At 67.6% G+C, this 18,095-nt stretch carries 14 protein-coding genes; 5 read left to right on the plus strand and 9 right to left on the minus strand.

All coding sequences use genetic code 11. The features are described 5' to 3' along the window. Window positions 1-531: 531 nt before the first annotated feature. The 4 genes from ACFTR6_RS17585 to ACFTR6_RS17600 all read right to left on the minus strand — a co-directional run bounded on the left by ACFTR6_RS17585 (window position 532) and on the right by ACFTR6_RS17600 (window position 4,167). Window positions 532-708, minus strand: coding sequence for a CsbD family protein (locus ACFTR6_RS17585; RefSeq protein ID WP_003804064.1), 177 nt, complete (start codon window positions 706-708; stop codon window positions 532-534). A 122-nt stretch (window positions 709-830) separates the two neighbouring features. Then, a complete protein-coding gene (locus tag ACFTR6_RS17590) occupies window positions 831-2,303 on the minus strand; it encodes a PepSY-associated TM helix domain-containing protein (RefSeq protein ID WP_377958805.1) in 1,473 nt (490 codons plus the stop codon). Window positions 2,304-2,598: 295 nt separating this feature from the next. Then, complete coding sequence (locus tag ACFTR6_RS17595) at window positions 2,599-3,384, minus strand: YcnI family protein (RefSeq protein WP_377958806.1); 786 nt, start codon at window positions 3,382-3,384, stop codon at window positions 2,599-2,601. 168 nt (window positions 3,385-3,552) lie between these two features. Then, window positions 3,553-4,167, minus strand: coding sequence for a hypothetical protein (locus ACFTR6_RS17600; RefSeq protein WP_377958807.1), 615 nt, complete (start codon window positions 4,165-4,167; stop codon window positions 3,553-3,555). A 284-nt stretch (window positions 4,168-4,451) separates the two neighbouring features. Between ACFTR6_RS17600 and ACFTR6_RS17605 the strand changes: the two genes are divergently transcribed. Next, on the plus strand, window positions 4,452-4,838 hold the full coding sequence (locus ACFTR6_RS17605; RefSeq protein ID WP_377958808.1) for a hypothetical protein: 387 nt from the start codon (window positions 4,452-4,454) through the stop codon (window positions 4,836-4,838). Between the two features lie 14 nt (window positions 4,839-4,852). Here ACFTR6_RS17605 and ACFTR6_RS17610 read toward each other — a convergent pair whose 3' ends face one another. Together ACFTR6_RS17610 and ACFTR6_RS17615 are read right to left on the minus strand one after the other, a co-directional pair. Next, complete coding sequence (locus ACFTR6_RS17610) at window positions 4,853-5,545, minus strand: TrkA family potassium uptake protein (RefSeq protein ID WP_076800936.1); 693 nt, start codon at window positions 5,543-5,545, stop codon at window positions 4,853-4,855. After that, entirely contained in the window at window positions 5,538-6,929 is a 1,392-nt protein-coding gene (locus tag ACFTR6_RS17615; RefSeq protein ID WP_377958809.1) for a TrkH family potassium uptake protein, read from the minus strand. Before ACFTR6_RS17615 ends, ACFTR6_RS17610 begins: the two co-directional genes overlap by 8 nt. A gap of 470 nt (window positions 6,930-7,399) precedes the next feature. On the opposite strand from ACFTR6_RS17615, the gene ACFTR6_RS17620 reads away from it, so the two are divergent. Together ACFTR6_RS17620 and ACFTR6_RS17625 are read left to right on the plus strand one after the other, a co-directional pair. After that, complete coding sequence (locus ACFTR6_RS17620; RefSeq protein WP_377958810.1) at window positions 7,400-9,382, plus strand: amino acid transporter; 1,983 nt, start codon at window positions 7,400-7,402, stop codon at window positions 9,380-9,382. Between the two features lie 384 nt (window positions 9,383-9,766). After that, window positions 9,767-10,615 carry a phosphatidylinositol-specific phospholipase C/glycerophosphodiester phosphodiesterase family protein gene (locus ACFTR6_RS17625; RefSeq protein WP_377958811.1) on the plus strand — a complete coding sequence of 283 codons (849 nt, stop codon included), beginning with the start codon at window positions 9,767-9,769 and terminating at the stop codon, window positions 10,613-10,615. 96 nt (window positions 10,616-10,711) lie between these two features. On the opposite strand, the gene ACFTR6_RS17630 is transcribed toward ACFTR6_RS17625, so the two are convergent. From ACFTR6_RS17630 to glgX, 3 genes are all read right to left on the minus strand, one after another. Then, window positions 10,712-11,377, minus strand: a complete 666-nt coding sequence (locus ACFTR6_RS17630; RefSeq protein WP_377958812.1) for a class F sortase — start codon at window positions 11,375-11,377, stop codon at window positions 10,712-10,714. Between the two features lie 24 nt (window positions 11,378-11,401). Further along, window positions 11,402-12,325: a hypothetical protein gene (locus tag ACFTR6_RS17635; RefSeq protein ID WP_377958813.1), complete on the minus strand. Its 924-nt coding sequence runs from the start codon at window positions 12,323-12,325 to the stop codon at window positions 11,402-11,404. Window positions 12,326-12,654: 329 nt separating this feature from the next. Further along, window positions 12,655-14,820 (minus strand): glycogen debranching protein GlgX, encoded by a 2,166-nt coding sequence (gene glgX / locus ACFTR6_RS17640; protein WP_377958814.1) that lies wholly within the window; start codon window positions 14,818-14,820, stop codon window positions 12,655-12,657. 216 nt (window positions 14,821-15,036) lie between these two features. Here glgX and ACFTR6_RS17645 point away from each other — a divergent pair, with 216 nt between their 5' ends. Both ACFTR6_RS17645 and ACFTR6_RS17650 read left to right on the plus strand, forming a co-directional pair. Then, the gene (locus tag ACFTR6_RS17645; RefSeq protein ID WP_377958815.1) at window positions 15,037-16,254 is read left to right on the plus strand and encodes an MFS transporter; all 1,218 of its coding nucleotides are present in this window, start codon (window positions 15,037-15,039) and stop codon (window positions 16,252-16,254) included. Between the two features lie 265 nt (window positions 16,255-16,519). Further along, complete coding sequence (locus ACFTR6_RS17650) at window positions 16,520-18,061, plus strand: ABC transporter substrate-binding protein (protein WP_377958816.1); 1,542 nt, start codon at window positions 16,520-16,522, stop codon at window positions 18,059-18,061. The last annotated feature ends 34 nt before the right edge of the window (window positions 18,062-18,095 follow it).

Raw genomic sequence — 18,095 nt, forward strand, 5'->3', positions numbered from 1 at the left:
TTTCGGAGCCCGCAACACGCGGGGGCTGGTGCGGGTCCCCGCGCTCCGCTTGCCCGGCCGGGCCGGGGGCGACGGTGCGCGCGACCGGACACTTGTGGCCCTTTACACGAGGGCCACAAGTGTCCGTTCGCGCTTGGTGGTTCCCTGGTGCCGGGCGCGGATGCTTGCCCCGCGCCGCATTGCCAAAAAGGGCCGCCTGGAAGCATTTTGGGCGGCCACTTTTGGTAATTGGTGGAGAGCGAGCGGCCATTTTTGGTAATCCACCAACGACGGAGGCTCGGCAAGGGCGGCGTTACACGGACCGCGGCCTGAGGGCATGAAAAAGCCGCCCTGCGGTGTTGGGGGCCATCGCAGGACGGCATGAATTCAAAGGTACTGTCCCGGTCTTCGCCACAAAAGAGTTTCCACCCGTGGCGCAGAAATTTTAACGTTTTCTTTACGCCTGCCCTCGTCTGGCGCGCAGAGGGCAGAACACGCGGCGGGGCCCTGTCCGCTCTTACCGGACAGGGCCCCGAGCTCTAAAGCTGGACCTTAGTGCCTCCTGAAGGCGTCCTTGATCTTTTCGCCGGCCTGCTTGAGGTCGGCCCTGATGTGGCGGGCCCTGCCTTCGGACCGGAGCCGCTCATCTCCGGTCGCGCGGCCGGCTGCTTCCTTGCTTCTGCCGTGGAGTTTTTCGGCGGCGTTGTGGATCTTGTCACCCAAACCCATCGTGACCTCCTGTTCGGGAAGGCCGGGGCGGCCTGATGCCGCGGCGGCCACTTTCAGTCTATCGACGGCGGGCCCGGGCAGCCATGCTCTCCTTCCGGTCCGCGGCATTACAGGGTGGGCGCTTACTTGTGAGCTTCGGCCACGTCCGCTTTTGGTTCCGGAGAATAACGACGACGGCGCCTGGCTTCACCTATCACCGCGTCCAGGAGGAGGAAGGCGAGGAGGCTCCAGCCAAGGAGCGGCAGGAACATGCCCACGAGGACCATCGCCGTGATCGCGGCCAGGACGCCTGCCCAGTGTCCGCGGACGAAGGCTCCCCGCGGCGCCGGCCGGCCCACGGCCCAGTCGCTGCCGCGGGTGGGGCGGCGCTTCCACCACATCACGTAGCCCCACACCACCATGGCGGCCAGTCCTGCGGCCACGGCGAGCAGCACGAGCTGGTTGGGCAGGCCGAAGAGCAGGCCCATGTGCGCCGCGATGGCCCAGCGGGTCAGCTTCGCCGCCAGTCCGAAATCCTTGAAGTCGGCGCGGCTGGTGACCTTCTCGGAATCCGGGTCGATGGCAACTGCGCTGGCGGTGGCCGGCCATTCCCGGCCTGCTTCGGTCACGGTCCAGGCCGTGCCGGCCTTTGCGGGCGGCTTGATGTCCACCATGGGGGCCGTGATGATGTCCGCCCGGGCGATCCGCTCGACGGTGTCGTAGGCTGCCGGATCCGCTGCCGCGCCGGTCGGTGCCGACCCTGAACCGTGCCCGGCGTGGTCACCGGCCGGTGCGGACGCCTCCCCATTCAGTGACGTGGAGACAGTGGGGGTGAGCCAGCCGAGGCTGGTGCGGACCTTGGTGATGTTCTCGCCCGCGCTGGCGGACCAGGTGAGGCCGGAGGCGGACAGGAACAGGAAGGCGGCGAGCAGGACGGTGCCCGTGGTGCCGTGGAGCCACACCATCCTGGCCCGGCCGGAAGCGGGGCGGGCCTTCGGAGATGATGTTCGGCGTCGGCGGATCCTGCCGATCCACAGACCCAGCCCGCCGAGCGCGACAACCCAGAGCCAGGACGCAGCCAGTTCACTGTAGATCCGGCCGGGCTCACCGAGGTTCAGGGAGCGGTGGAGGTTGGAGATCCAGGTGCGCATCGGGAGCGACCCGCTGCTGCCATAGGTGGTGAGGTCTCCGCGGATTTCGCCCGTGCCGGGATGCACAAAGACGGTCCTGTATTCGGATTCACCCAGCGTAGGGTCGGCGAAGAGCACGCGGGTGGTGTCCTCGGAGCCGGGCGCCGGGCGGACGGCAATGGGCGTGGCGCCGCCGGCGGAATCCATCGCCGCCTTCACCTGTGCGGAGAGCGGCAGAGGGTGGGCGACCGCCGGAACGCGCAGCTCCTTGGCGTGGACGGCCTGTTCCAGTGCCGGGGTGATGGCGTAGAGGCCGCCGCTGACCGCGGCGATGAAAAGGAAGGGACCGGCGAGAATGCCAGCGTAGAAGTGCAGCCGGAGCAGGAAGGCGCGGAACCATCCGCGGCCGTCCGGTCCGTTGCCGGCGGGGGCAGCCTCCGGCGGTGATGGTTGCCTGGACTTTTGGGGGTTGGCTAATAGGGTCATGGTCTTGTCTTTCGAGGACTGGTGGCGCTGCGGACGTGCGCGTGGGGACCACTAAGGGACCGGCTTAAACGGCCGGGTTGAGGGCAGCACGGCGCACGGAACCGGCTTTTGCGTACCGACGGCGTGGGGTCCCGAAGGGGGCAGCCCGGAATTGGGCACAGCGCATTTGGGCAGCGCGAAGCGTTTGTGGGTAGCGCACAGGAACCTCCAGCCCGGTCAGCCGGGTGAGGGGCTCAGTGCGTAAAAGAAGTACGCGGCGCCCGGGCCGGTTGCCAGCCCAGGCGCCGCGTCGCTGCTAGCTGTTGCCGCGGCTGGCGCGGGTCCGGGCCAGCGCCGTCACGCCCGCTGCAAGGCCGATGAGTCCGGCGGCGAGTCCGACCCATCCGGCGGTGTCGCCGCCGGAGGAGGAATCCGACGACGCCGGCGCCACTGCGGAAGCCTGCGTGGCGGCGGGGGCGGCACTGCCGTGGCCGTCGCCTTCAGCTGCCGTGGTGACGAACGTCGGTGCCGGGCGGGACTCCTTCGCCTCTGCGGCAGGCGTTTCCGAGGCGCCCGCGGAGGACGTTGCCGACGCGTGGCCGTGGTCGGCAGCCGCATCGGCCCAGTTAACTGTGGTCCCGTCCGTGTAGCCCTGGGCCGCCGGCAGGGTCACCGTGGTCCCGGCAGCGGGGAGGCGGCCGACCGACAGGGTGAAGGTCTGGAACTCGTTCTGCCCGATCTGGTGCGCAGCGTCGGCAGTCCAGACCACGCTGGTGGGTGCCTTGGTCACGGTGGCCCCGTTCACCTCGACCGGCTTGGGCAGGGTGCCGGTAATGATCTGGGCCTTCCAGCCGTCCATGGGCTTGACCGAAACCGACGTCAGCGGGGTGTCGGTGGGCAGTTTCACTTCGAGGCGGTTGGTCTTGGCGGTCTCGGACTCGTTGGGAACGCTGAACGTCAGCTTGGTGAAACCGCCCTCAGCGGTGGCGGAGGGGTCGACAGTGACGTGGGCGGAGGCGGCGGCCGCGCCGGCGGCCAGGAATCCGGCCGTCAGCGTGGCGGCAGCGGCGGTCTTGAGGGTACGGCGAAGGGAGGTATTCATGGCAGGTGTGCCTTTCACGGGTATGAGGGGTCAGGAATGGCAGGCCGGTGGGCCTGTCCGGGAAGCGGAAGAACCGCCGTCGGAAGTTCCTGCCCTGCGTGAACAGGGGCCTGTGCAAAAGGTGCCCTGGTGAAAGGGCCCTTGCGTGAAAGGTGAAAGGAACTGTCTCTAGGCGGCGGCTGCGGGCAGCGGCGGGCCGCGGCGGGACGGCAGGCGTACCGAATGGTGCCGGGGCGGAAGCAGCACGGCCGCGAAATGGGGGCGCGGAACGCAGACCGGAGCGATGACGGCCGGCTCGGGGTTCCAAAACAGCGGGCCCAGCCAGTCGGCCAGTGCACCGAGGGCCCGCTCGCCGCGGGCGAGGAGCAGCGCCGTGACCAGGGTGGCGACGGCGTGGGCGGCGAACATGAGCCCGTCGGGCACAGACCCGTGGGCCGGGGCGGCCAGCATCAGCGCTTCGGGATTCAGCGCGGCCGAGGCGTGTCCGGCGTGTTCGGAGAGCAGCGCCGGGGAAGCGGCTGGAGGAGCTCCTGCCGACATGGCGTCAAACGCCCAGTGAAGCCAGACCTGTCCGCCGCCTATCAGCCCGATCAGAACCGGCAGCGACAGCTTGAAGCGTGTCAGGGCCGCGACCGGAACCATGGTCACGGCGCACAGGGCCGCGAGGATTGCGGGCGTGGGCAGTTGGCCTCCGCCGGCCAGGTGCCCTCCGGCGGCCAGGCCCAGGATGATGGATCCGATCAGCCCGGAGCGGAACAGGCGGAACGAAGCATGCGGCTTCACGGGCTGTCCTTTCTCCTGGCGACGACGTTGGCACAACAGTGGAATCCACTTCCGGTAATGATATGACGCGGATCACACGGCCGGGCGTTTATGACGTATTTCGGTTCCCATTCTGCCCGATTCCTGGTGCCCCTTTTCCGTATTTCCCGGATCGCGTCCCGAAGTGCGCTCACGGGCGCAACCGGTAACAGCGCAGACACATGGCAGGACCCAACCCGAAACGTTTTAGAAAACATCGTGGGGCAGGCTGGTGCCATCAACATTCCAATGGAGGGGGATCGGACGTGAACGAAGATATGGGCCTTGAAGTGCGGTCCAGCGCCGAGCTGGCGGTAGGGGACGTGGTGGAGGCGTGGCACCGCGGACGGCTGGCGCACAGCGGGACTGTGAGCAGCACCTTCCGGGACATCGACCTCTTCTGGATCATCGACTCCCGGACCGGCGCGCGGCGGCTGCTGGACCTTGAGCAGCTCAGCGTGCGGCGGGTGCCGGCCGCGAAGGCGGCGGGCGCCGTCGGGCATTCCACAGGGGCGCGTTCCACAGGTGCAGGGAAACTGAAGTCCGACGCCGGGAACCCGGCTTACGCCGTCGGCAAGCCTGCCCGGCGGCGCAGGAAGCCGGCCACCAGCCTGGCCCAGTTGGTCTTTATCGAGGCACCGGCCACCCGGTAAAGGCGGGGCAGCGGTCACTGCATATTGCTGAAGCGCTCCGCCTGCGTTTTGCTGCCCTGCACAATGATCTGGTCCTCCTCGTACAGGACGGTCTGCGCCGTGGTGTGGCCCCAGATTCCGCCGGGGCGCTTGACCGCCACGATGGTGATGCCGTACTTGTCGCGCAGGCCCAGCACGCCGAGCGGCCGGTCGCAGGCTTCCGCGGGCGGGCTGGTGCGGATCATGACGAAGTCGTCCTCGAACTCGACGTAGTCCAGCAGCGAGCCGCGGACCAGGTGGGCCACGCGCTTGCCCATGTCGTGCTCGGGGCGGATCACGTGGTCCACCCCGAGCTGGTTGAGGATCTCGGCGTGCGGCTCGCTGATGGCCTTGGCCCAGATCTGCGGCTTCTTGAAGGTGAGCAGGCGCGACGTCGTCAGGATGCTTGCCTCGATGTCCGTGCCGATGCCCACCACAGCGCGGTCGAACTCGTGGACGGAGAGCTGGCGCAGCACCTCCTCCTTGGTGGAATCGGCGCGGACCACGTGGGTGAGGCGGCCGTTGTAGGACTGGACGGTGTCCTCGTTGGCGTCGATGCCGAGCACCTCGGTGCCCTGCGCCTCGAGCTCCAGCGCCAGGGCGCCGCCGAAACGGCCCAGTCCGATGACCACCACCGTGTCCGCCTGACCCGCGGCTTCGGGTGAACGGGAAAAGAGGTTCTTAGCCAATGAGGGGCCTTTCCTTCGGGTATTCGTAGAGAAGCGGGCGTTCGCGCAGGGCCAGTGCGGCGCCGAGCGTCACCGGGCCGAGGCGGCCGACGAACATCAGCAGGATCAGCACCACCTGGCCGGCCGGCGGCATGGAGGCGGTGATGCCGGTGGACAGCCCCACGGTGGCGAACGCGGAGATGACCTCGAACAGGATCCGCTGCTGCCCGAAGTCGGTGATGAGCATGAGGAACATCGTGGAGCCGACCACCAGCGCGATCGCGAGCAGCACCACGGTGATGGCCTGCCGGTGCACGGCACGGGAGAGGCGCTTGCCGAAGATGTTCACCGCGGTGCCGCCCTGCAGTTCGGTCAGCAGGATGAAGAACAGCACGCCGAAGGTGGTGATCTTCAGGCCGCCGGCAGTGCCGGCGGGGCCGCCGCCGATGAACATCAGGATGTCCATGCCCAGCCAGGACACCTCGTGCATCTGCCCGATGTCGATGCTGTTGAACCCGGCCGTGCGCGTGATGACGGACTGGAAGAAGCCTGCCAGGATGCGTTCGCCGGGCTTGAGCGCGCCGAGCGTGGCGGGATTGGACCATTCGACGGCGGTAAGGAAGACGGTGCCGGCGGTGAGAAGGACGGCGGTGCCCACCAGGACCAGCTTGGTGTTCATGCTCCAGTGGATGGGCCGCTGGTACTGCCGCCGCAGCTCGAACAGCACCGGAAAACCCAGGCCGCCGATGATCACCGCGGCCGCGATGGGCAGGCAGATCCAGGGGTCGCCGGCGAAACCGATGAGGTTGTCCGTGTGCAGCGCGAACCCGGCGTTGTTGAACGAGGACACGGAATGGAAGACGCCGTGCCACAGCGCCCGCCCGGGCTCGTAGCCGTACCCCGCGACGAGCCTGGCGGCCAGGATCCCGGCGAGCACAATCTCCACGGTGAGGCTGATGGTCAGCACGCCGAGCAGGACGCGGCGCACGTCTCCGAAGCCTGTGCTCTTGATCTCCGCGGCCGTTGAGAGCCGTGACCGCAGGCCCAGCCGGCGGGCCAGGAGCACACCGAGCAGGGTGCCGAAGGACATGACCCCGAACCCGCCGATCTGGATCAGGGCCATGATCACCACCTTGCCGAAGCCGCTCCAGTACACGGGGGTGTCGACCGTGACCAGTCCCGTGACGCACACCGAGGATGTGGAGGTGAACAGGGCGTCGAGGAAGGGCGCACCCTCCGGCCCGTTCCGCGCGATGGGCAGCATGAGCAGGCCCGTTCCGACGGCGATGGCGGCGGCGAAGCCGAGCACGATCACCTGCGCCGGATGCTGGGGTGCAAAGACGTTGAGGATGCGCGGGAAGACCGTGCCGGTAGGCCGGGCCTTCTGGGCATGAATGTCGCGCATAGGCGTCACGCTACCACCGCGAAATTCCCTGCGGCCGGTGTGAAGTACGAGGCGTTAAGAAAGCGTTAAGATCCCCGGTTTTCGCGATTTTCGGATTCCGGCCGGTGCTACGCTCCCGTGGTCATCAGCAAACTGCCCATGTGAATCGAAGGACCCCGTGGCCACCTCAAGCACGCAAGGCCGTGTCCCGCCATGCTGACCCAAAACGCCCCGCTGCTGTGGCTGATCCTTGGGATCGGCGCAACCGGCTACATGATCTACCGGCTCATCAGAGCAACCAAGTAGCCCCCACCGTCGGACGCCCTCCCATGGTCCGACGGCGGGTCCCCGACCCTTCCTCACGTCCTGCCGCCTTGTCCCCGACCCTTCCTCACGTTTCGCCGCCTGGGGGCCCGACCCTTCCTCACCTTTCGCCGCCTGGTGCTCCTCACTCGCCGGCGCCCGATCCCCGAAATCCAGAAAGACATTTCATGACCGCACCAGCCCAATATTCCGTGCCGGCCAGCGTGCCCAACCCCGAGCGGGAAAGCGGCCCCGGCGGCGCGTTCACCCGGTGGCTGCTGGAGCACAAGGTGCACCAGCCGGTGGGGCCGGAATCGGCGGAAGGCACCGGGCACCAGCAGAGCTGGTGGAAGGTCATGTGCCTGACCGGCGTGGACTACTTCTCCACGCTGTCCTACCTGCCCGGCATCGCCGCGCTCGCCGCCGGTGCGCTGTCGCCGCTGGCCACGCTGCTGATCGTGGCCCTGACCCTGCTGGGCATGCTGCCGATGTACCGCCGCGTGGCGCATGAGAGCCCGCACGGGCAGGGCTCCGTGGCCATGCTCGAGAACCTGCTGCCGTTCTGGCGGGGCAAGGTGTTCGTGCTGGTGCTGCTCGGGTTCGTGGCGACGTCGTGGATCATCACCATCACCCTCTCCGCCGCCGACGCCACCGTGCACCTGCTGGAGAACCCGTACCTGCCGCCGTTCCTGGAAGGCCAGGCCGTCCCCATCACCGTGGTGATGCTGCTGATCCTGGGCGGGGTGTTCCTGCTGGGCTTCTCCGAGGCCGTGGCCGTCGCCATTCCGCTGGTGGGCGTCTTTCTGCTGCTGAACGCCGTCATCATCGGCACCGGAATTTACGACGCCGTCACTCAGCCGGGTGCCGTGGCTGCCTGGATCGCTGCACTCGGTTCATTTGGCGGCGGCTTGGGCAACATTGCCGGGCCTGCCATCCTCGCGTTCCCGCTGCTGGTGCTGGGCCTTTCCGGCTTCGAAACCGGCGTGAGCATGATGCCACTGGTGGCCGCCTCTGGATCCACGCCTGAGGAGACGCTCCGCAACCGGATCCGCAATACGCGCAAGCTCCTGACGGCCGCGGCCGTGGTGATGAGCGTCTACCTGGTCGGCAGCAGCTTCGTCACCACCGTGCTGATCCCGGCTGAGGCCTTCCAGGAGGGCGGTGAAGCGAACGGCCGCGCGCTCGCATACCTGGCGCACGAGCGGCTCGGCAACGGCTTCGGCTCCCTGTACGACATCAGCAGCATCCTGATCCTGTGGTTCGCCGGCGCGTCCGCAATGGCCGGGCTCATCAATATCGTGCCCCGGTACCTGCCCTCCTACGGCATGGCCCCCGACTGGTCCCGGGCCGTGCGCCCCGTGGTCCTGGTGTACACGGCCATCAGCATCCTCATCACCATCGGCTTCAAGGCGGACGTCAACGCCCAGGCCGGCGCGTACGCCACCGGGATCCTGGCCATGATGGTCTCCGGCGCTGTGGCTGTGAGCATTTCCGCCGCCCGCCAGAAGAAGCGCAGGGCCGCCGTCGGGTTCACCGTCCTGACGCTCGTGATGCTCTACGCGCTGATGGAGAACGTGATCGAGAAACCCGACGGCCTGGCGATCTCCGGATTCTTCATCCTGGGCATCGTGGTGGTGTCGCTGGTGTCCCGGGTCTCGCGCACCACTGAGCTGCGGGTGGACCGGATCGAGTTCGATGAGACCGCGCGTCGGTTCATCACGGACACGATCGACTACGACGGGCGCATCAACATCATCGCCAACCGCCCGCAGGCCAGGGACGCGAAGGAGTACGCGCAGAAGGAGGCCGCGCAACGGGAAAACAACCCCGTCCCCGGCACGGCTGACGTGATGTTCCTGGAGATCGACATCACGGACCCGTCGGGCTTCAGCGATGTGCTTACCGTGCGCGGCGTGGAGGTGGCCGGGCACCGGGTCCTCCGCGCGAACAGCCCGGCCGCGCCCAACGCCATCGCCGCGATCCTGCTGGCACTGCACGACGCCACCGGAGTCCGCCCGCACGCGTACTTCGAGTGGGCCGAGGGCAACCCGCTGGCCCACCTGATGCGCTACCTGCTCCTGGGCCGCGGCGACACCGCCCCCGTGGTCCGGGAGATCATCCGCGAAAACGAGCCCGACCCCGCCCGGCGCCCTGGCATCCACGTCGGCTAGCCCGGCTTCTCGTTGGCGCTGCTCGAGTCCTTCCGCTGGCCGGGCCTGCCGATATTCAGGGCGGTAACGCTCTCTCACTTTTCGTCGGGTTTTACTGAACCCTCTCTCACCTCCAAAACGCGGGTGAGAGAGCGTTTGGAATGAGGCGACAGGATCTGACAGAGCATTTGGATTTAGGCGACGGGATCTGAGGGCGCGTTGGGGATTAGGCGACAGGATCTGAGGGAGCGTTGGGGTGGCGGCTCAAGACATGTCCTGTTCACCAGAGCGTCAGCAGCTGGTGGGCAAGCGTTAGTTGCCGGCGGGCAGGGTGGTGGGGCACGCCGTCGGACATTCCCAACCGGGAAGCGCGGGTGCATCCCAACCGCACTGAAGGAGAACCCTGTGCTGCTCAAAAGCACCGTCACTGCCCTCGTCGCCCTAACGGCGCTCGCCGGAATCGCCGCCCCGTCCGCCGCGGCGCCGGATGCCGCCGTCACACTGGGGGAGCCGCATCCTGCAGCGCATGCGCACAACGACTACGAACACGACCGCCCGCTGCTGGATGCGCTGGAACACGGGTTCACCAGCGTGGAAGCGGACGTCTGGCTGGTCGACGGCGAGCTGCGCGTGGCTCACGACCTCGAGGATGCTCGCGCCGGTGTCACCCTCGAAAGCCTTTACCTCGACCCGCTGGACCAGCTCGTGCGGCAGCAGGGCCACAGCGTTTACCCGGGCTGGGACGGCAGCCTGCAGTTGCTTATCGACATCAAGAGCGACGGCGAAACGACCTATGCGGCCATCGAGAAGGAACTCGCCGAGCACCCGGAGCTCATGACGCGTTATGCCAACGGCAAGGTGTCGGCCGGCCCGGTGACCGCCGTCATCAGCGGCAACCGGCCGCTCGCCACGATGCAGGCTGCGGACAAGAGGTTCGGTTTCTACGACGGCCGGTCGGCTGATCTGGCTTCGGGGAAACCTGCCGCGCTGATGCCGCTGGTCAGTGACAACTGGACCAAGCTGTTCACGTGGCAGGGTGTCGGGCCGATGCCTGAGGCCGAGCGGGCCAAGCTACGCGCTTACGTGGAAACGGCCCACGCCAAGGGGTACCGGGTGCGGTTCTGGGCGACGCCGGACCAGGCAGGCCCGGCCCGCGACGCGCTGTGGGCCGAGCTGCTCAATGCCGGCGTCGACCACATCAACACTGACGACCTTCCCGCGCTGGATACATTTCTGAGCGGGCGCGGGGAGTAGCCTGCTTCCTTCGAAAGGTGGGGAGGGTCCGGAAGAAGGCGGCGAGGGGTGAGGAAGGGTCCCGAAGAAGGCGGCGAGAGGTGAGGAAGGGTCCAGTCAGGATGAGCGCGCCGGGGAGGCCGTGACCACCACGTTCTTGCCCCAGGGGTCCTCGGTGTAGCAGCTGATCAGGACCAGCCGGTTGGGCACGACGTTCCAGATATCGCTGTCCTTAAGCGTGTTCTTGTCGTGCGTCGTGACGGAGTCGATGGTGTACTTCAGCGTCCCCTTTGCCGTCGTCACGGTGACTTCCTTGCCCGCGAGCGACTCGTCGCTGAGCCGGTTGAAGGGCGCATCCCGGCCGTCCCAGCTGTGACCCACGATGTACGTCGTGTTCGTTGAGCCCGCTCCGGGCATGCCGTAATTGGTCAGCCAGTATGCCTCAACCGTGAGCGGGGGAACGAGCGATCCGGACGACATCTCCTCCGCGCTGGGAGTCAGCGGCAGAACCCGGACGTCCAGCCCTGCCGCCATGATCGCCACCGCGGTGGGCGCAGCTACGGCTGCCGGACGCACAGGTTTGCGGACCGCGCCGGTGCTCCGGGTTGCCACCGCCGAGGCGGTGGCTGAGGGCACGACGGCGGTGCTGCCGCCGTCGTTTGGGGGGACAGCGTTCGACGGCGCCAGGAAGAGAGCCGCTGCCAGACCCGCCGTGGCTACGGCAGGCACGGCAAGCCAGCGCCGGCTGGGCCGGCGCCGGCTGGCCGTGGTTTGCGACTCCAACAACTGATGCCTTAGTGCTGGTGCCTAGTTGCGGCCGCGTTCCAGGCGGCGCATCCGCAGGGCGATGGCGGCAGGCACGGAGATGCCGGCCGCGAGCAGGGCGGCGAGCAGCGCCAAGCCGGGGTGGCCGCTTGGCTCGGTCTCGGCCGCGGTCTGCACATTCAGGCCCTTGTTGGTCGCCACCGTGGCGGTGCCGACCCCTGCTCCGGGGGTGGTGCCGACCCCTGTGGGAGCGCCGGTGACAGGGTTGGTGACTGCCGGCGTCGTGCCTCCCGGCGTCGTGCTGTCCGGCACCGTCACGGGCGGCGTGACAACCGGGTCCACGCCGACAGAGTCCGGATTGCATGCTGCGAGGAACGCTTCAAAGAGCCCCGCAAGGCTGGCTGCGGAGCCTTCGTCCAGCGAGACGGCGGCGAGTTCCTGTTCGAAGGCGGCGACGGCGGTGTCGAAGGCGTCCTTGACGTCAAGGAACTCCTGCGAAGTCCAGGCGGCGTCATACTCCGCCTGGCGGAGCTCCAAAGCGTCCCGGGATTCGCCGCGTGCATCATCTGCTGCGTCGTAGGCAGCCTGCGCCGCTGCGATGGCATCTGGATCGCCGGACGTCTGGGCCTCTACGAGCGCATCTTCGGCGGCGTCCTTGGCGGCCTCGTCGTCGGCGAGCTGGGCCTCGGCGGCCGTCAGAGCAGCGCCGGGCCCGTCCTCGATAGCCTGCTGCGCCGCCACGTATGCCGCCTCGGCGGAGGCAGTGACCTCCGCGAGGGCGTCGAGGCGAGCAATGCTTTCCTCGGTGATACCGGCGGCTGCGAGCGCGGCCTCGAACTGGACGGAAGCCTGCTGGCAGGCGGCGTCACCGGGCGCTGCGATGGCTGTCGGAGCCCCGATGAAGAGCCCGCCGGCGAAAACAGCTGCTGACGAGCCAGCGGCGACCCATTTGGATACAGCGGTCATAGTTTGTGTCCCCTCAAACACGAAGCGGCCGCCGGGGCCGTCCCCGGCGGTTTCAGCGCGCGGTAGAGCGGCTCTTGGCGGTTTGCTCCGAAACATTTCCGGGTGGACCAGGCAGGGACGCTCGTACTGCTGATCTCCGGAGTAAGACGGCGAGACCTCAGGTTTACCCTGAACGCCGCCCGAAAGATCGCTGTGGAGCTAAAAATACCTATCGATGCCCGTTGTGGCAAACGTCACGAAGGGTTTGGTGGGAGGCGGCAGGAGGTGAGGGAGGGTTTGGTGGGAGGCGGCGGGAGGTGAGGGCGCGTTGGTTCAGGCCGGGCAGAGGGCTACTCCAACCAAGCGGCCTGCAGGCCGGGCGCAACGGACAGGTTGGGCTCTGGCTGGGTCAGGTCGCGGGCTCGCAGGACGGCCATGGATTTCGCGGCCACCTTCAGCACCGAACCGGCGTCGATGGGTCCGCGGTCCACTCCTGTTCCGGCGGTGTTGACCACCATGTCCCAGGCCTCGGCGAACTCGCCGGCCGGGAGCGTGAACTTGATGTCGTCGTCGTGCGCGTTGAAATACAGCAGGAAGTTCACGTCCGTGATGCGGCGGCCGCGGTCGTCGCGGCCCTGGATGCCGTCGCCGTTGAGGAACACGCCGATGGTCCGGCCGAAGCCGCGGCCCCAGTCCTCGGGCAGCATTTCGATGCCCGCTTCGTTGAGCCACACGATGTCCGGCAGCTTCTCGCCCTTGCCGCGGCGCACCGGCCTGCCGTCGAAGAAGGTGCTGCGCCGGAACGTGGGGTGCTGGGCGCGCAGCCGGTTCACCGCTGCCGTGAAGTCCATGAGCGGCATGTCCACGGTGTCCCAGTTGATCCAGCTGAGCTTCGAATCCTGGCAGTAGACATTGTTGTTGCCGTGCTGCGTGCGGCCCAGTTCGTCGCCGTGCGTGATCATCGGCACGCCCTGCGAGAGCAGCATGGTGGCGATGAAGTTCCGCTGCTGCCGGGCCCGGAGCGCCAGGATCTTCGGATCCAACGTCGCGCCCTCCACGCCGCAGTTCCACGAGCGGTTGTGCGATTCGCCGTCGCGGTTGCCTTCGCCGTTGGCCTCGTTGTGCTTCTCGTTGTACGAAACCAGGTCGCGCAGCGTGAAGCCGTCATGCGCCGTGACGAAGTTGATGGAGGCGACGGGACGGCGCCCCGACCGCTCATACAGGTCCGCGGAACCGGTCAGCCGCGACGCGAACTCGCCGAGCGTGGCAGGCTCGCCGCGCCAGAAGTCGCGCACGGTGTCCCGGTACTTGCCGTTCCATTCCGTCCACTGCGGCGGGAAGTTGCCCACCTGGTACCCGCCGGGCCCGACGTCCCACGGCTCTGCGATCAGTTTCACCTGCGACACGATCGGGTCCTGCTGCACCAGTTCAAAGAACGTGGACAGCCGGTCGACGTCGTAAAACTCCCGGGCCAAAGCGGCGGCCAGGTCGAAGCGGAACCCGTCTACATGCATCTCGGTCACCCAGTACCGGAGCGAATCCATCAGCAGCTGCAGGGAGTGCGGGTGCCGCACGTTCAGGGTATTGCCGGTGCCCGTGTAGTCCATGTAGTACTGCTTGTCGTCCTCGAGCAGCCGGTAGTACGCGGCGTTGTCGATGCCCCTGAAGCTCATGGTGGGACCCAGGTGGTTCCCTTCCGCCGTGTGGTTGTAGACGACGTCGAGAATCACCTCGATCCCCGCGCGGTGCAGGGTGCGGACCATGGCCTTGAAGTCCTGCACCTGCTGGCCCATCTGGCCGATCGAGCTGTACGTGTTCTGCGGCGCGAAAAACCCGATGGTGTTGTAGCCCCAGTAGTTGCTCAGCCCCTTCTCCTGCAGGGTCCCGTCGTTGACGAACTGGTGCACCGGCATCAGTTCGATCGCCGTGACCCCCAGCCGCTGCAGGTGCGCAATGACGGCAGGATGGGCGACGCCGGCAAAGGTGCCGCGCTGCTCTTTGGGCACCTCGGGGTGCAGTTCGGTGAGCCCCTTGACGTGCGCTTCATAGATGACGGAGCGGTGGTAGGGAATCTTGGGCGGCCGGTCACCTGCCCAGTCGAAGAACGGGTTGATCACCACGCCGAGCATGGTGTGCGGGGCGGAGTCCTGGTTGTTGCGGGACGAGGGGTCGCCGAAGTTGTAGGAGAACATCGCCTGGTGCCAGTGCACCTGCCCGGCGACGGCCTTGGCGTACGGGTCCAGAAGGAGCTTGTTGGGGTTGCAGCGCTGGCCCCGGGCGGGATCGTAGGGCCCGTGGACGCGGTAGCCGTACTTCTGCCCTGGCTGGATCTGGGGCAGGTAGCAGTGCCACACATACCCGTCCGCCTCGAGGAGTTCCACGCGCGTTTCGGTGCCGTCCCCGGCTATCAAACACAGCTCGACGGCGGTGGCCGCCTCGCTGAAGAGCGCGAAGTTTGTCCCCATCCCGTCAAAGGTCGCACCCAGTGGATAAGCGCTGCCCGGCCAGACTTCCATGATCACTCCTGCGGCTGTTCAGTTATTCCGAACCATAGTCGATGTCCGATGGGGTCCGCGCGCCTCGCCCTGACTTACAAGGCTAAGCACACTTATTAATTTGGCCAAGGCCCGTTGGGCAGCAGGAGGCCATGTTTATCAAATTGTTTGTGTTTCGAGATTCCCGGAGCCCGCGTCACAGCTGCGCGCGCCGCGCCCGCACCTAGGATGAAGGGGATGACTCCGCCGCCAGACAGCCCGCCGCCCTTCAGCCTCCGCGGCATCGCTGTTCCGGCCTTCGGCCCCGCCCTCCTGTTCAGCGTGGGCCAGGGCGCGATCCTGCCGGTGGTGGCGCTGTCCGCCCGCGAACTGGGCGCGTCCGTTGCCGTGGCCGCCCTGATCGTCACCCTGATGGGGCTGGGCTCGTGGTTTTTCAACCTGCCGGCGTCCATGATCACCCTGAAGTTCGGTGAACGCTGGTCCATCGTGGGCGCGGCCGCCGCCGGTGCCCTTGCCCTGCTGGCGGCCGGACTGTCCCTGGTGATGGGCAACGGACTCTGGCTGCTCGCGGTGGCGATGGCCGTCGTCGGGATGTCCGCCGCGGTCTTCAGCCTGGCCCGGCAGAAGTACCTCACCGAAGCCGTGCCGGTGGAGTTCCGTGCCCGGGCATTGTCCACGCTGGGCGGGGTGAGCCGGATCGGCACGTTCATCGGGCCGTTCATTGGCGCCGCGGCCATGGCCCTGGTTGGCATCAGCGGCGCGTACTGGGTGGGCGTGGCCGGCATGGCCGCCGCCGCGCTGCTGGCCGTGAACGTCCGTGACCTCGTGGCGGTGGACGGCCCCTCCACGCAAGCCGGTCCGGAGCCTACCCTGCGCGGCGTGGCCGTCTCGCATGCCGGCGTCTTCCTGACTGCCGGAGTGGGCATCCTGCTGCTCAGTGCCCTGCGTGCCTCCCGCCAGGTGGTGATCCCGCTGTGGGCCGACCACCTGGGCCTGGACCCCACGCACGCTGCGCTGGTGTACGGGCTCTCCGGGGCGATCGACATGCTGGTCTTCTACCCGGCGGGCAAAGTGATGGACCGGCGCGGCCGGCAGTGGGTGGCCATCCCCTCGACGCTGATCATGGGCTTGGCGCTCGTGCTGATCCCGCTCACGGCCGGGTTCACCGGCCTGCTGCTCGTGGCCCTGCTGATCGGCTTCGGCAACGGAATCAGCTCCGGCCTGGTGATGACCCTCGGCGCGGACTTCTCGCCCAGCCGCGGCCGCGGGCAGTTCCTGGGCCTCTGGCGCTTCATGGCCGACGCCGGCTCCACCGGCGGCCCCGTCCTCCTCTCCGCGGTGACGGCCGCGGCCTCCCTCGGCGCCGGGGTGACGGCCACAGGAGTACTGGGGTTCGCAGCGGCAGGTGTGTTCGCCGTCGTACTTCCCAGGCTCCGGCACCGGCGCAACTACTGATCCCCGCGCCGCCCCCAACCCCGCCCCGCACACCCAACTGACGGCCGCCCCGCACACCCAACTGACTCGCAGTTGTTGTCGTTTTCACCCCTCAAAGCGACAACAACTGCGAGTCAGTTGGGCCAAGAGCGCTGATACATTACGACGGCGGAGCGGCCGGTTTTGGGAGCGGGAGTTAGGTTAGCCTAAACTCAGCGTGGCCCTTTCGGCCGTCCGCTCTTGCGCCTGCCGCGCTGCGCAGGCAAATCAATCTAGGTGGTACCCGTTGCGCTCTTCCTTCCCGCTGTCCGTGTCCTTGGGACTCGCGGCGCTTCTTTCCCTGTCTGCTTGTGGCTTCAGTGGCGAAGCCAGCAAAACCGGCGAAGCGGCCGACCCGAACCAGCGCATTGTCGTGGACAACTTCCGCGCCCCCGTGGCGGACTGGGCGCTGGAGAGCGACGCCGCCTACATCCTGTCCCTGTCCGGCTGCCTTGAAACCCTGACGCGATACGACGAGACGCAGGGCAAGATCGTGCCCTCGCTTGCCACCGAATGGAAGCAGGTCTCCGACCTCGAGTGGGACTTCACCCTCCGCGAAGGCGTCAAGTTCCAGGACGGCGCCGCACTCGACGCCAAGGCCGTGGTGACCTCCCTGCAGAACGTGCTCGACGCCGATGTACCGGCCCGCGCGTTCAGCCCCAAGGTGGTCAAGGCCGTCAAGGCCATCGACGAGAACACCGTCCGCGTGACCACGCCTACCGAGAGCCCGCTGGTTCCCTACCGGCTGGCGAGCGTAAACACCGGCGTGCTGTCGCCGGCCGCCTTCAAGGGTGCGAACGTGGATCCTTTCGGCCACTGCACCGGCCCCTTCAAGCCCGTGTCGGAGAAGCCGAAGCAGTCGCTGACCCTGGACCGCAACGAGGACTACTGGGGCGGCGACGTGCAGCTTGCCGGCGCCGAGGTCCGCTTCATCACCGACGGCGCCACCCGCACCGCACAGGTGCAGACCGGCGAAGCGGACGTGTCCCTGTCCATCCCGGTGTCGGGCCTGGCTGCGCTGGAGTCGGATTCCAACGTGAAGCTGCTCAAGGCGGATTCGCCGCGGACCGCGACGCTGTACATGAACAACGGACGGGCCCCGTTCGACGACGTTGACTTCCGCAAGGCGGTCCGCTCGGCACTGGACCTGGACGCCCTGGCGGCCAGCGTCTACGAGGGCGCGGCCATCCCGTCCACCGGTCCTTTCGCCCCCTCGGAGCCGTGGGCCATCAAGGATGCGAAGGCGCCGAAGCAGGACGTGGAGGCCGCCAAGAAGCTGCTCGCCTCCGCCGGCTACACTGCCGGCCGGCCGCTGGAGATTGTCGCCATCGTGGAGCGCGCCGAGTTCGCGGACGTGGCCACGGTCATCCAGGAGAACCTGAAGGCCGTGGGCGTTCCGGTCAAGATCACCACCAAGGAGTACGCCGCGGTGGAACCGGACCTGCTGTCCGGCAACTACGACATGGTGCTGAGCCAGCGCAACCGCCTGATCGACATCGCCGATCCCATCGGCTTCCTCACCGCGGACTACACCTGCGACGGCACCTACAACCTCAGCCACTTCTGCAATGCCGAGTACGACAAGAAGATCACGCAGGCCGCCACAACCGCCGACAGCCAGGAGCGTTACCGGCTGTACGCCGAGGCCGGGCAGATCCTCCAGGACCAGGCCGTGAACGTGTGGCTCGTCAACGAGCAGGCCATCGACGCCGTCCGCACCGACCTGCAGGGCCACGTCCAGGACCCGCTGGCCAGGTACGTGCTCCGGGCCGAGTCGGCCAAGCCCTAACCGTGACGTTCCCGTACCACGGACCCCGAGAACA

Source organism: Arthrobacter sp. NPDC057009, assembly GCF_042673905.1.
GTDB lineage: Bacteria > Actinomycetota > Actinomycetes > Actinomycetales > Micrococcaceae > Arthrobacter.